Origin of the sequence: Pseudomonas sp. D8002 (genome assembly GCF_013385695.1) — a bacterium.
Lineage (GTDB): Bacteria > Pseudomonadota > Gammaproteobacteria > Pseudomonadales > Pseudomonadaceae > Aquipseudomonas.
Window position 1 is genome coordinate 1 of the sequence record NZ_JACAPM010000049.1, and the last position, 13,159, is coordinate 13,159.

A 13,159-nucleotide genomic window follows, 5' to 3' on the forward strand; every position below is an offset into this window, starting at 1 on the left:
CGGAGTGAGGGAACGCCGAGCCACAGCGAGGCGCCGACAGGCGGGGCAGAGCCCTTTGCTTACTTTGGGGCTTTTCCAAAGTGAGTCGCTGTAAGAGCGAAACCATAAGCGGCCGTTACCTAAATAACGGATATGTACTCAACCCTCAGGACTTCAGCGCCTTCTTCGGATAAATGTCATACCGACTGGACTTCCCATCCAACGCATGACTCGGCTTAACCCCCTCAATACAAGGCGCCTTACGCGGCCGCTTGACCACCACCCGATGACTGGCCAAAGCCAACGCCGCCGCCAACAACGCCGGCGCATCCGGATCATCCCCCACCAGCGGCCGAAACAACCTCATCTCCTTCTTCACCAACGCCGTCTTCTCCCGATGCGGAAACATCGGATCCAGATAAATCACCTGAGGCGGCTCCCCCTCCCAATCGCGCATCACCTCAATGGAGTTGCCCTTGAGCAACCTCATCCGCGCCACAATCGGCGCCACCTCAAAATCCTCTGCACCTCGCGCCAAGCCATCTTCCAGCAACGCCCCAATCAACGGCTGGCGTTCAATCAGGCTCATCTCGCAACCCAGGCTGGCCAACACAAATGCATCCTTTCCCAACCCGGCGGTAGCATCCAGCACCCTGGGCCGCACGCCCTGCGCCACACCCACCGCCTTGGCAATCATTTGCCCGCTGCCGCCGCCATACAGACGCCGGTGCGCCGCCCCACCCTCCACAAAATCCACCCGCACCGGCCCCGGCGCCTCAGGCCCCAGCTGTTGCAACTGCAGCCCCTGCTCCCCCACCTGCAAGGCAAAGTCCGCCTCATCCAGTTGCAAAGGCAACCCCAGCTGCTCGGCCCAGTGCTGCGCACGTGCCTGAAAACCTTCGGCCAAGGCCTCGACCCGAATGCGGCTGGCCGCTGGTTGTTCGCTCATCGGTGACTACGCTCAAAAATATTAAGGATCGGCAAAAAGCGGCCGATAAAAAAAAGGATCCGGCATTTTGCCAGAGCTGAGCGACGATCGAGAGAAATGTCAGACATTCCTTCGCTATTCACCGGTGTACTGCCGACCCACAACCACTTCGGCCTGCGCAATACCCAAGCGCTGGCCGGCGTCAGTCATGTGTGGCAGGACTTCTTCGCCCAGGCGTTGGCCGAACAGCTCGGCGACACGCCGGGCGCGCTCGCCAAGTCGGTGGCGAAACCTGTGGACCCGGCGGTAGAACCCAGCGAAGGCAGTGACCTGCTGTCGCAGATCGTCACCCAGCGCGCCTGTGATGTGACAGACACCGAGATCGCCCCGCCCGAGCCGCTGTTCCTGCCTATCGCCGAATTCGAACTGGAACTGCTGCCACCGGCCCCGCCACCGTACCCGGCGGAAGAAGTGGTCGCCCAGCAAAAGCAGCAGAACTTCGAAAGCGGTTGGGTGCGCCCCATCGTGCTGACCGCCGGCCAACCGCTGCCCGAACCGGGTCCCGCGCCGCAACCACGCCCGCTGCATTTGCCGATCGCCGAATTCGAACTGGACCTGCTGCCACCACCACCGCCACCGTTCCCGGCAGAAGAGCTGGTTGAGCAACAGAAAGCCCTGGATTTCGACAGCCGCTGGGCGCGTCCGCTGATCCTGCACAACCTGCGCCTGGCCGCCTGACCCTCAGCGACACACCCACCACCGACCCATGTCCAGATGAAAGTGATTACGGTGGGCGGCGTTGTAATCCGGGCTCAACACCACATTGAAATCCTTGCAGGCGCCGTCGCGCACTTGCCGCAGGAAGCGCGCACGCTCGCCGTCACCCGGCCAATCCTTGAGCACACTGATGGTGCGCCCGTCCGCCAGGCGAAACCCGGCGATATCCAACGCATTGGCCGACGCATGCTGGCTGAGTCGCCCGTTGGCGCGGTTGTAGATATTGCGACAGGCAAAGCTGCCAAGGTGATCGACCTGCGTCACTGTCTGGCCAAACACCGCCTGGGCCGCTGGTTGCAGGCTATGGCGCTCGAACAGGGCGAACGCCACGGCCAGCGGGCAACTGGCGAGAAAGCTGCTGCTCAAGCCGACATCAGCGCCTTGGACCCGCAATGTATTGCGCAGCGGGCAATCCGCGTCGGCAGGGCTGTCCGCCTGATGGGCGACCCGCAGCCCGGAGGTCTTCAGCACTTGGTCACATAGGGCAGGATCATCCTGCAAACGCCCAAGCTTGAATCGGGTCAGCAGGTTCGGGCTTGCCCGCACGTCCAGCGGCGCCCACGGGTTCCACTCATCGGGCAGCGGCACCCAGCCCCGCCACACGCTAACCAACACACCACCTGCCAACACCAGCAGCACGCCCAGCACCTTGAAGAAACGCACGCCTCAGCCCTTGAACAGTTGATTGGCCTGGTTGAACGGCATCGAGCGCTCAGTGAAGGTAAACGTGCCCAACTCATGAACCTCCTGGGCCGCCCTGAAGAACTCGCCATAAGCCGCCAGGGCCATGGCCGAGCCGACGCTGATGCGCTTGACGCCCATCTCGCTCAACTGCGCCACGCTGAGTTTCAGGGCGCCTGACATCAAGATATTCACGGGCTTGGGTGCAACCGCCTTCACCACCGCCAATACTTCCTCGGCACTGCGCAGGGCCGGTGCATAGAGCACGTCGGCGCCAGCTTCGGCGTAGGCCTGCAGGCGGCGAATGGTGTCGGGCAAATCCAGCCGGCCATGCAGGAGGTTTTCCGCGCGGGCGGTCAGCGTGAAGGGGAATGGCAAACTGCGGGCAGCGGCGACTGCGGCTTCGACGCGCTCCACGGAAAGGTCAAAGGGATAGATCGGGTCGACGGCAATTCCGGTGGCGTCTTCGATGGAGCCACCGACAATCCCAGTCGCTGCCGCCCGCAGGATAGTCTCGGCGCAGCCTTCAGGGGTGTCACTGAAGCAGTTTTCCAGGTCGGCGGCGACGGGCAGCGAGGTCGCCTGGACGATCGCCCCGGCATTGCCCAAGGTGTCTTCCAGGGACAACGCACCTTCGGCATCCGGGCGGCCGAGGCTGAAGGCAAAGCCGGCGCTGGTGGTGGCCAGGGCTTCAAACCCCAGGCTGGCGAGCATTTTTGCGGAGCCGGCATCCCATGGATTGGGCATCACGAACGCGCGGTCACGCTCATGCAGGGCCTTGAAGGTTTCGGCGCGAAGGGTTTGGGCATCCATGACTGACTCCTGTCGGGAAAAGGAGCCTTAGAGTAACCCCAGTTGCTCCGCTGCGGGTTCTCGATGCAGGGTGGGCAATGCCGGCAAGCCGGGCAAGCGCAGCATCAATTTCTCATGAAAGCGCAAGGCCAGTTGGGCGGCCAGGCGGTTGTCGGAAGTGTGAAGAAACACGTAGGGCGTACGCCCCTCTTCGATCCAGCCGGCGACCTTTTCAATCCAGGGCACCAGGAACGGATCATTGGCTTCCAACTCCGGATGGCCGATAAAGCGCACTTGCGGAAACTGCGTCAGCGCCGCCGGGCGAGGCGGCACCTTGGGCTTTTTCGATTGGGCATGCAGCACGGCTGCCGAGGTGGAGGTGCAACTGAACAACGCACGCGGGTCCAGGCAGATGCGCTCGACTCCGCGGTCGCGCAGCAAGCGGTTGAGACTGCGCTCGGCGTCGCCCTTGGCGAAGAATTCCGAGTGACGCACCTCCACCGCCAACGGTCGCTCCAGCCCGTCGATAAACCCGGCCAACTCACCCAGGCGCTGCGGGGTAAAACTGGCCGGCAGCTGCAGCCACAACGGCGAAATACGCTCGCCCAACGGGCTCATCAACCCCAGGAAACTTTCCGCCGCCGGCAACTGCTCGATCAGGTTGCCGCTGTGGCTGATATCCCCCGGAAACTTGGCCGTGAAGCGAAAATGCTCGGGCATGATTTCAGCCCAGCGCTGCACGGTAGCGACGGAAGGACGGGCGTAGAACGTGGTGTTGCCCTCGACGGCGTTGAAGACCTGGGAATACAGGGCAAGGTAATCGCTGGAGCGGGCGTCGGCGGGATACAGGTATTCGCGCCAGGCGTTTTCACTCCAGGACGGACAACCGAGGTAGTAAGGCAACAGCATCAGATATGGATATCGAGGCCCAGCACTTCCATATCCCATTCGACAAAGCCGGCAGTGGTCAGGTAGCTGGCCAGGGCATTGGCGACGTTTTTGCTCATGGAGCGCGGGAAGATCATGTCTTGCTGGCGGGCAGGAACGCCGCTGGTGCGTGCACCGCCGGAACCCTGGGAACGGGTTGAAACAGCAGTGTTGTCGGACTGGATTTCAACAAAATCGGGCGAGTCTTCGACGGAGTCGTCTACCGTCACGTTCGCCTTGCGAGGCTTGCGCTTGAGGGGGTAGGACTGTGATGAAAAGCCGTCTATGCGCATACATGCGAACTCGGTATCGGTGATGGCATTTTAGTGGCGCTTTCCATGGCGCGCAAATGCTCTGGTGATAACTAGAACACATAATTGGTAAAAGGTTTAAAAGCGCGGGCAAATTCTGACGATTGGCTATTTTTGTCTGAAATTGCCCGCACTTTTGACGTCAAATAATCCCGCGTTCAGCCTTGGTCTGCGCCACTTTATCCCGCAGGTACACGGGCGCCGCCTGGTCCGCCGGAATCGCCTCGCCTCGCTCCCAGGCAAAGCGTGCCAGGGCCAGCAGGTCTTCGGCGTGGGGCAGCATCCCGGCATCCTGGCCGGCAAGCGTCACGCCAATGCGCTCGCCGTAGCCCCAGCCGGTGCCGGCACCGAACCAGTCGCCGCTGGCATCAGCCGGCAAGGCCGCCGTTTCAGGCGACAGCACAGCTTCAGCCCCCACCAGGCGCATCTCGCCAGCGGTTTCGCGGTAGCAGCCCCAATACACTTCATCCATGCGCGCATCGATGGCCGCCGCGACCTGGTTGGCGCCGTGTTCGCGAAATGCCCGCTGCGCCAGCACCGCCAGGTTGGACACCGGCAATACCGGACGCTCCAGCGCAAACGCCAGGCCCTGGACCACACCGATAGCGATGCGCACGCCGGTGAACGCGCCCGGGCCACGCCCGAATGCGATGGCGTCCACCGCCGACAAGGTGGTGCCCGCGTCCAGCAGCAATTGCTTGATCATCGGCAACAGCTTCTGCGCGTGCAGGCGCGGGATCACCTCGTAGTGGCTCGTAACCTTGCCATCGTGCAGCAGGGCAACGGAGCAAGCTTCAGTCGCGGTGTCCAGGGCCAGCAAGGTGCTCATCGGTGTATGCATCCACGTTGAAAAAAAGTGCGTCAGTATAAACAACAACGGCCCGCAAGCGGGCCGTTGTCAATCAAGCGGATGAACGATCAGATCAGCGCTTCCAGTACTTTGCCAGTGATGGCTTCAACCGAACCCACACCTTCGATGTGGCTGTACTTCGGCTTGCCCTGGGCGGCCGAGAGTTTCTGGTAGAAGTCCACCAGCGGCTTGGTCTGGGAATGGTAGACCGACAGGCGATGACGCACGGTCTCTTCGGTGTCGTCCTTACGCTGTACCAGGTCTTCGCCGGTAACATCGTCCTTGCCCGCGACTTTCGGCGGGTTGTAGACGATGTGGTAGACGCGGCCCGAGGCCTCGTGAACACGACGACCGGCAATACGCTGCACGATCTCTTCGTCTTCAACGGCGATTTCCACCACGTTGTCCAGCTCGACGCCGGCCTTCACCAGGGCTTCAGCCTGGGGAATGGTGCGCGGGAAGCCGTCGAACAGGAAACCGTTCTTGCAGTCTTCCTGGCTGATGCGTTCCTTGACCAGGTTGATGATCAGGTCATCGGAGACCAGGCCGCCGCTGTCCATCACGCTCTTGGCGATCAGGCCCAGCTCGGTGCCGGCCTTGACGGCCGCACGCAGCATGTCGCCGGTGGAGATTTGTGGAATGCCGAATTTTTCAGTGATGAACTTTGCCTGAGTACCTTTACCGGCCCCGGGAGCTCCCAGCAGAATGACGCGCATCGATGTGCTCCTCAATTTTTTATAGAGATGACGCTCGGATTCGCCGCGTGGGGCCAATCTCGGAAATTTTGGGTCCAGGCCGCACAAACGGCCAAAGGCTGATCAAGATACACAGCAGGCCCAAACCACACAAGCCGCCGAAAGTAGGAGAAACCCGCGCCCCGCTGGCTTTACAAGCAGGTACAACCCTGACAGCAAAACGCCGGTCGCCAATTTTACGGCGACCGGCGCGGGGTATCTGCAAGCTATTGAGAACACGCCATAAATGTCAGCCGGTGTTGCGCAAACCAGCGGCAATACCGGCCACAGACACCAGCAGCGCCTGTTCCAGAGGGCTGTCTTGTGCCGCTTCCTGTTGCCGCGATCGGGCCAGCAATTCGGCCTGCAGCAGGTGCAACGGGTCCAGGTAGGTGTTGCGCAGGCGGATGAACTCAAGCGTATCGGGGCTGTGGGCCAGCAGCTGAGACTGGCCAGTCAGGCCAAGCACCACACTGCACGCCTGCGACAATAGGTCGCGTAAGTGCGCGCCCAATGGCAGCAGATCGGGCTGCACCAATCGCTCGTCATACAGCCGGGCGATGTCGGCGTCGGCCTTGGCCAGCACCATTTCCAGCATATCGATGCGCGTACGGAAGAACGGCCACTGCTCGCGCATCTGCCCCAGCAACTCGCCTTCGCCCCGCTCCAGGGCATTGTTCAACGCCGCTTCCCAGCCGAGCCAGGCGGGCAGCATCAGGCGGGTCTGGGTCCAGCCGAAGATCCACGGGATCGCCCGCAGGCTTTCAATGCCACCAGCCCGGCGCTTGGCCGGACGACTGCCCAGGGGCAAGCGACCCAACTCCTGCTCCGGCGTGGACTGGCGGAAATACTCGACGAACTGCGGATTTTCCCGCACCACGGCGCGGTAAGCGCTGACACCGTCGGCGGCCAATTCGTCCATCAGGTGGCGCCACGCCGGTTCCGGTGGTGGCGGTGGCAGCAAGGTTGCCTCCAGCACCGCCGCCAGATACAGGTTGAGGTTCTGCTCGGCGATGTCCGGCAGGCCGAACTTGAAGCGGATCATCTCGCCTTGCTCAGTGGTGCGGAAACGCCCCGCCACCGACCCCGGAGGCTGCGACAGAATCGCCGCGTGAGCCGGGCCGCCGCCGCGGCCTACAGTGCCGCCACGACCGTGGAACAGCAGCAGTTCGACTTGTTGTTCGCGGCAGATTTCCACCAGCCGTTCCTGGGCCCGGTATTGCGCCCAGGCGGCGGCGGTAGTGCCCGCGTCCTTGGCCGAATCCGAGTAGCCGATCATCACTTCCTGCGGGCCTTGCAGACGGGCGCGATAACCCGGCAACAGCAGCAGTTTCTCGATCACCGGGCCTGCGTTGTCCAGGTCAGCCAGAGTCTCGAACAACGGCACCACACGCATCGGCCGTTGTACGCCGGACTCCTTGAGCAGCAGTTGCACGGCCAACACGTCCGACGCGGCGCCGGCCATGGAGATGACGTAGGAACCCAGGGACGCAGCCGGTGCGGCAGCGATTTCCTTACAGGTGTTCAGCACTTCGGCGGTGTCTGCCGAAGGCTTGAAGTAGCCCGGCAACAAGGGTCGACGGTTGGCCAGTTCCTTCATCAGGAAGCTGATGCGCGCCTCTTCGTCCCAATCCTCGTACCGGCCAAGGCCCAGGTAGTCGGTGATTTCGGTCATGGCCGCGCAGTGGCGGGTGGAGTCCTGGCGTACGTCGAGGCGCACCAGGAACAGCCCGAACGTGACCGCCCGACGCAGGCAGTCCAGCAGCGGGCCGTCGGCAATCACACCCATGCCGCAGGTGTGCAGCGACTCGTAGCACAGCTCCAGCGGCTCGAGCAGCTCGCGGTTGTTTTGCAGCACATCGGCGGGCGCCGGCGTGCTGCTGGTCAACGAGGTGTGGGCCCATTGGCGTGTGGCGCGCAGCCGCTCACGCAATTGCTTGAGCAACGCCCGGTAAGGTTCGACGCTGTCACCCACCTTGGCCTGCAATGCCGGGCTGGCCTGTTGCATCGACAGTTCGGAGGCGAGGTGGTCGATGTCGCGCAAGTACAGGTCAGCGGCCATCCAGCGCGCCAGCAACAGCACTTCGCGGGTGACCGGGGCGGTGACGTTGGGGTTGCCGTCGCGGTCGCCGCCCATCCAGGAAGCGAAGCGAATCGGCGCGGCCTCCAGAGGCAGGCGCAGGCCGGTCGCGGCATGCAAAGCGTGATCGGCCTTGCGCAAATAATTCGGGATGGCGTGCCACAACGAATGCTCGATCACCGCAAAGCCCCACTTGGCTTCGTCTACCGGCGTGGGCCGGGTGCGGCGAATTTCTTCGGTGTGCCAGGCTTCGGCGATCAGGCGTTGCAGGCGATTGCGGATCTGCTCGCGCTCGGCGGTGGTGAGGTCGCGGTGATCCTGCAGGGCCAGTTGTGCGGCGATGGCGTCGTATTTCTGGATCAGGGTGCGGCGGGCGACTTCGGTGGGGTGAGCGGTGAGCACCAGTTCGATTTCCAACCGACCCAACTGGCGCGCCAGGGATTCGCTGCTGTGGCCTTCACTCTGCAGGCGCGCCAGCAGTTCCGGCAGCACCCGCGACTCGAACGGCGCCGGGGTTGATTCATCACGGCGGTGGATCAACTGATACTGTTCGGCGATATTGGCCAGGTTGAGAAACTGGTTGAAGGCCCGCGCCACCGGCAGCAGTTCGTCTTCCTTGAGTTGATTGAGGCTGGCGCTCAGCTCTTCGCCGGCCACCTGCTCCGAGGCTGCGCCACGGCGGTCGGCCTTGGCGCCTTTACGGATCTGCTCGATCTTGTCGAGGAATTCATCGCCGTACTGTTCTCGAATCGTGTTGCCCAACAGTTCACCCAGCAGGTGAACATCCTCACGCAAACGTGCATCGATATCGCTCATCAGCCAATCTCCAGCAGAAAATCCGGGACGCTTTGATCTTCAAGAGTGCCGCCCACGGCGACGTCTTACAAGGAACTTTAAACCTTGTGAGTTGCAGCTAGTCTCAACAGTAAGCCGCAGCGTTATCCGCGCTGGCCGGCTGGTCACTCATCATCGCCCGCGTACCGTGGGCTCCATTGAGGTTGCCATGAAAATCCGAGAACTGGCCCAGCATTGGGAAGAAAACGCCAAGGGTCGCCTGACCAAAACCGAATACGCCATCCATCTGGACGTGGAAGCCGCCGCCAGGCTGGCGGCGATCTCCGAGATGTACCCCAAACGCCATACCGAAGAACTGCTCGGCGAGTTGATTGGCGCAGCCCTCGAAGAGCTGGAAGCGAGCTTTCCCTACATCAAGGGCAAGCAGGTGATTGCGACCGATGAGGAAGGCGATCCGCTGTATGAGGATGTCGGCCCAACCCCACGTTTTCTCAGCCTGTCACGGCGTTACCTGCACGATTTGTCAGCTCAGTCCGACAAGCAGAAACACTAGTAAACCTGCGCCTCAAAACCCTTAACCTCCCGTATCCAGGGCCTCCCACAGGCCCTGGATACCGCTGCGCCATGCAAAAGTTCCAACTTTTAAACGCTGACCGCTCAGTCAAATATTTTTTTAGGCAAATCGCCATCTTCGCTGAACTATTCAAAAAAGCCTCCGGTCACAGCCAGTAAGCCATCACTTGGAACAGCCGTTTGAATAGGCGTCCTGAGCTAACCGCCGGGCCCCGCAGACACTGCAAGCCGGAGATGGATTTGATGTTTTTCAGGAGTTACCTAATGGAGTTGAAGACGATGAAGACCAGCACTGCCAAAACCTCGTTTAACCACCTGCGCGGGCTTAAATTGGCCGCGCTGGCAATCGGCACCAGCTTCGTACTGGCTGGCTGCGCCGGCAACCCGCCGACCGAGCAATACGCTGTTACCCAATCTGCGGTGAACAGCGCTGTCAGCGCCGGCGGTACCGAGTTCGCAGCCGTGGAGATGAAGTCTGCCCAGGACAAACTGAAGCAAGCTGAAATCGCCATGCACGACAAGAACTACGACGAAGCCCGTCGCCTGGCCGAACAGTCCGAGTGGGACGCTCGCGTAGCAGAGCGTAAAGCCCAGGCTGCCAAGGCCGAACAGGCTGTGAAGGATTCCCAGAAAGCTGTTCAGGAGCTGCGTCAGGAAGGCATGCGCCCGGCTGTGATCCAGCCGCAACAATAAGCCGCCGCCCCTGATTGCATTGCACCCGAAACCGAATTGAAAGGACGACACGACTATGCGTAAACAATTGATGATCCCTGCCCTGCTGGCGATGAGCGTTGCTCTGGCGGCTTGCTCCACCCCGCCGAACCAGAACCTGGAAAATGCTCGGACCAACTTCTCGGCCCTGCAAGCCAACCCGCAAGCCACCAAAGTAGCGGCGCTGGAAACCAAAGACGCCAGCGACTGGCTGGACAAGGCTGACAAGGCCTACCGCGACAAGGAAGACCAGAAGAAGGTCGACCAACTGGCCTACCTGACCAACCAGCGCGTTGAAGTGGCCAAGGACACCATCGTCCTGCGTGAGTCCGAAGCCAAGCTGAAAAACGCCGGTGACGAACGTGCCCGCGCCCTGCTGCAGGCCCGTGACGCGCAGATCAAGCAACTGCAAGACAGCTTGAACGCCAAGCAGACTGATCGCGGCACACTGGTGACCTTTGGTGACGTGCTGTTCGCCACCAACAAGTCAGACCTCAAGTCCAGCGGCCTGGTGAATATCACCAAGCTGGCGCAGTTCCTGCGCGATAACCCGGACCGTAAAGTGATTGTCGAAGGCTACACCGACAGCACCGGTTCCGACTCGTACAACCAGAGCCTGTCCGAGCGCCGCGCCGCTTCCGTACAGCGCGCACTGGCCAACCAGGGTGTGGATATCTCGCGCATCGTGACCCAGGGCTATGGCAAGGAATACCCGGTTGCCGATAACGGCAGCGTTTCGGGCCGCGCCATGAACCGCCGCGTTGAAGTGACCATCTCCAACGACAACCAGCCGGTCAAGCCACGTTCTTCGATGGCCAACTGATCGATTGATGCTGGAAAAAAAACCCACGTTACTGTGGGTTTTTTTTCGGGTCGTCGAACCGCACAGGTCGGTTGGGATCCTCGGCTGGTAGCTCTATCTTCCCGCCGTAGCCATGTTCCGACAGCTTGTCGAGCAAGTGCTTGAGCTTATGATCCTCGGCGTCGAGCATTTCCAGCTTCTCGTGCCCCCTGAGCATGTTCACCATGTTGCTTATTGCAGCAATATCTATCGCCACCTTCTCGCCCCGACTCGTGTAAATCACATCGCTTCTGTGGTGCGTTACGCAATACGGTTCCAGATATTTCCATCATCAACTACGACTGCACCGGAGGGCCCAGCCCGCACACCACGCCGCTCGCTCCGTCGCTGAATGATCGTTTGAGGCCGCATGAAAAATCCCGCCAAATGGCGGGATTCTTTTATTTGCAGGCCAGGAATCAAGAGGTCCCAGTGCGCTTCAAGAGCATCGGGTCAGTAGCTTACTTGCGCCGAGTTATCCTGCTCCTGCCCTTTGAGTTGGGCCAGCTCCGCCTCGAGCCTCTTGAGCCTTTCCTCAAGGCTTTCTTCGCCCTGCGCGCCCTGTGCACCACCGCCTCCTTGGGCGATCTGGTTCTTCAACTTCTGAATATCTTGTTCCAATTGCTGAAGTCGCGAATCACCTCCCCCCGCACCGGCAGTGAATGGGGAAGACGAGTTGTTTACGCGAGGAATGTCCATTCAAGTGACTCCAAATTAAGTATCCGAGATAACCGATCCAGCGCTGCTGGCCAGTACGGAATCTGTGGCAATCCACTTAAAATGGTTCCAGACCTTTCCCACTTGACTCGCGCTACTGCTCCAATTGCGGCGTTTCCTGCCCCATGCAACGCACTGCCTGCTTCTTGCTGTTGACCAGTACGCCGGTCAGCCCTTTCTGTTCGGTATCAAACAGCACCAGTACGCCATCAACGCATTGCGCCACCTGGGCGGCCGGGGTCAGGGAGATTTTGTAATCCTCGCCCGGCACGGTCTTGAGCATGGTGAAGTCGCTGAGCAGCAACGCATCCTCGGGCTTGGCGAAGTGCAAATAGCCGTAGTACCAAAGGCAGCCAACGGTACCGATGATGGTGCCGATGCCGGTGAGGATCAGGGGGATCATGTTGCGTTCTTCGCTCATTGCGGGTTCTCTGCGTTGGAGTTCGGGGCCGCCGGGTAATTGGGGATTTCCCCCAGGCGGCGCAGCCCGTTGAAATGCTGGGGGTCGTCCAGGTAGCGCAGCATCACGGTTTGCCAGGTCTTGTCGGCAAAGGTTTGCACGTGGCCACCCCGGGTCAGTTGCAGCACCCGCGGTGGCGGCGCAGCCTGATACAGACGAATGCCGTTGGAGAGCGGCACGATCGGGTCATCCAGGCTATGGAACAACAATTTCGGCACGCCGGTCAGCCGGGGCATGGCGTTGATCGCACTGTCGCCGTCCGGCACCAGCCACGACAACGGCACCTGGAACGGCCATGTTAGCCAGGAGGTGCTGAGGGCGAATTGTCCTACGTCACGATAACTGGCCGGCACACCGTCCAGTACCAGCGCCTTGAGCTGCGGCTGACGTTCGGGATGTTCCGCCAGGTAGTGCACCACTAGCGCGCCGCCCAGGCTTTGGCCGAGCACGATCAGTGGCTGGCCCTGGGTTTCGGGGGCGTTGTCGATCCACTTGAAAGCGGCGTCGATGTCCTGGTAAACCGCCGGCAGCGAAGGTTCTCCTTCGGACAACCCGTAGCCGCGATAGTCCACCAACAGCACTTGATAGCCCTGCTCAGGCAGCCACCAGCTGCCGCCGAGGTGCCAGGCGAGATTGCCGCCATTGCCGTGCAGGTGCAGCACCGTGCCCTTGAGCGGCACGCCGGCCTTGGCCGGCAGCCACCAGGCGTGGAGCTTCAGGCCATCGGCGGTGGTCAATGTGACGTCACGGTATTGCAGGCGAGCCTTTTCCGGGGTGAACGGCATGCCGCGCTCCGGATAGAACAATAAGGAGCTGCAGCCGTTAAGGGTCAGTAGCAGGCAAAGAATGCCGAGGATTCTCATCCGTTGAAGCCTCGTGAATGGGTTGGGAACGATCCTGAAGACCTATGGAGATCAAAGGTGGGAGCGGGCTTGCTCGCGAATGCGGTGATTCAGTAACCACATCTGTTGCTGATACACCGCATTCGCGAGCAAGCCCGCTC

16 protein-coding genes are annotated in these 13,159 nt (G+C 61.3%); 4 read left to right on the plus strand and 12 right to left on the minus strand.

Annotated elements, in window-relative coordinates; genetic code table 11:
- Positions 1-145 precede the first annotated feature (145 nt).
- Positions 146-928 carry a class I SAM-dependent methyltransferase gene (locus tag HX807_RS25995; protein ID WP_003219204.1) on the minus strand — a complete coding sequence of 261 codons (783 nt, stop codon included), beginning with the start codon at positions 926-928 and terminating at the stop codon, positions 146-148.
- A gap of 96 nt (positions 929-1,024) precedes the next feature.
- On the opposite strand from HX807_RS25995, the gene HX807_RS26000 reads away from it, so the two are divergent.
- Entirely contained in the window at positions 1,025-1,645 is a 621-nt protein-coding gene (locus HX807_RS26000; protein ID WP_177051541.1) for an energy transducer TonB, read from the plus strand.
- Positions 1,646-1,648: 3 nt separating this feature from the next.
- On the opposite strand, the gene HX807_RS26005 is transcribed toward HX807_RS26000, so the two are convergent.
- The 7 genes from HX807_RS26005 to ppc form a co-directional block, all read right to left on the minus strand.
- Positions 1,649-2,347 (minus strand): extensin family protein, encoded by a 699-nt coding sequence (locus HX807_RS26005; RefSeq protein ID WP_177051543.1) that lies wholly within the window; start codon positions 2,345-2,347, stop codon positions 1,649-1,651.
- A 3-nt stretch (positions 2,348-2,350) separates the two neighbouring features.
- On the minus strand, positions 2,351-3,178 hold the full coding sequence (locus HX807_RS26010; protein ID WP_008431093.1) for an oxaloacetate decarboxylase: 828 nt from the start codon (positions 3,176-3,178) through the stop codon (positions 2,351-2,353).
- Positions 3,179-3,205: 27 nt separating this feature from the next.
- Positions 3,206-4,066, minus strand: coding sequence for a DUF72 domain-containing protein (locus HX807_RS26015; RefSeq protein ID WP_003219211.1), 861 nt, complete (start codon positions 4,064-4,066; stop codon positions 3,206-3,208).
- The gene (locus tag HX807_RS26020; RefSeq protein ID WP_003219213.1) at positions 4,066-4,377 is read right to left on the minus strand and encodes a hypothetical protein; all 312 of its coding nucleotides are present in this window, start codon (positions 4,375-4,377) and stop codon (positions 4,066-4,068) included. The genes HX807_RS26015 and HX807_RS26020 overlap by 1 nt, the downstream gene beginning before the upstream one ends.
- Before the next feature lie 160 nt (positions 4,378-4,537).
- Complete coding sequence (gene tsaB / locus HX807_RS26025) at positions 4,538-5,224, minus strand: tRNA (adenosine(37)-N6)-threonylcarbamoyltransferase complex dimerization subunit type 1 TsaB (protein WP_003219215.1); 687 nt, start codon at positions 5,222-5,224, stop codon at positions 4,538-4,540.
- An 89-nt stretch (positions 5,225-5,313) separates the two neighbouring features.
- Positions 5,314-5,961, minus strand: a complete 648-nt coding sequence (gene adk / locus HX807_RS26030) for an adenylate kinase (protein WP_102368215.1) — start codon at positions 5,959-5,961, stop codon at positions 5,314-5,316.
- A 268-nt stretch (positions 5,962-6,229) separates the two neighbouring features.
- The gene (ppc, locus tag HX807_RS26035) at positions 6,230-8,875 is read right to left on the minus strand and encodes a phosphoenolpyruvate carboxylase (protein WP_177051545.1); all 2,646 of its coding nucleotides are present in this window, start codon (positions 8,873-8,875) and stop codon (positions 6,230-6,232) included.
- 187 nt (positions 8,876-9,062) lie between these two features.
- Between ppc and HX807_RS26040 the strand changes: the two genes are divergently transcribed.
- The 3 genes from HX807_RS26040 to HX807_RS26050 all read left to right on the plus strand — a co-directional run bounded on the left by HX807_RS26040 (position 9,063) and on the right by HX807_RS26050 (position 10,961).
- Complete coding sequence (locus tag HX807_RS26040) at positions 9,063-9,407, plus strand: hypothetical protein (RefSeq protein WP_003219222.1); 345 nt, start codon at positions 9,063-9,065, stop codon at positions 9,405-9,407.
- 284 nt (positions 9,408-9,691) lie between these two features.
- Complete coding sequence (locus HX807_RS26045; RefSeq protein ID WP_003219226.1) at positions 9,692-10,120, plus strand: DUF4398 domain-containing protein; 429 nt, start codon at positions 9,692-9,694, stop codon at positions 10,118-10,120.
- A 55-nt stretch (positions 10,121-10,175) separates the two neighbouring features.
- The gene (locus HX807_RS26050; RefSeq protein WP_003219227.1) at positions 10,176-10,961 is read left to right on the plus strand and encodes an OmpA family protein; all 786 of its coding nucleotides are present in this window, start codon (positions 10,176-10,178) and stop codon (positions 10,959-10,961) included.
- 28 nt (positions 10,962-10,989) lie between these two features.
- Here HX807_RS26050 and HX807_RS26055 read toward each other — a convergent pair whose 3' ends face one another.
- The 4 genes from HX807_RS26055 to HX807_RS26070 form a co-directional block, all read right to left on the minus strand.
- Positions 10,990-11,223 carry a hypothetical protein gene (locus tag HX807_RS26055; protein ID WP_008431103.1) on the minus strand — a complete coding sequence of 78 codons (234 nt, stop codon included), beginning with the start codon at positions 11,221-11,223 and terminating at the stop codon, positions 10,990-10,992.
- A 209-nt stretch (positions 11,224-11,432) separates the two neighbouring features.
- Positions 11,433-11,678, minus strand: coding sequence for a hypothetical protein (locus HX807_RS26060; RefSeq protein ID WP_008431105.1), 246 nt, complete (start codon positions 11,676-11,678; stop codon positions 11,433-11,435).
- Positions 11,679-11,790: 112 nt separating this feature from the next.
- A complete protein-coding gene (locus tag HX807_RS26065; protein WP_003219233.1) occupies positions 11,791-12,117 on the minus strand; it encodes a hypothetical protein in 327 nt (108 codons plus the stop codon).
- A complete protein-coding gene (locus HX807_RS26070) occupies positions 12,114-13,019 on the minus strand; it encodes an alpha/beta hydrolase (RefSeq protein ID WP_032898691.1) in 906 nt (301 codons plus the stop codon). Before HX807_RS26070 ends, HX807_RS26065 begins: the two co-directional genes overlap by 4 nt.
- Positions 13,020-13,159: the final 140 nt, after the last annotated feature.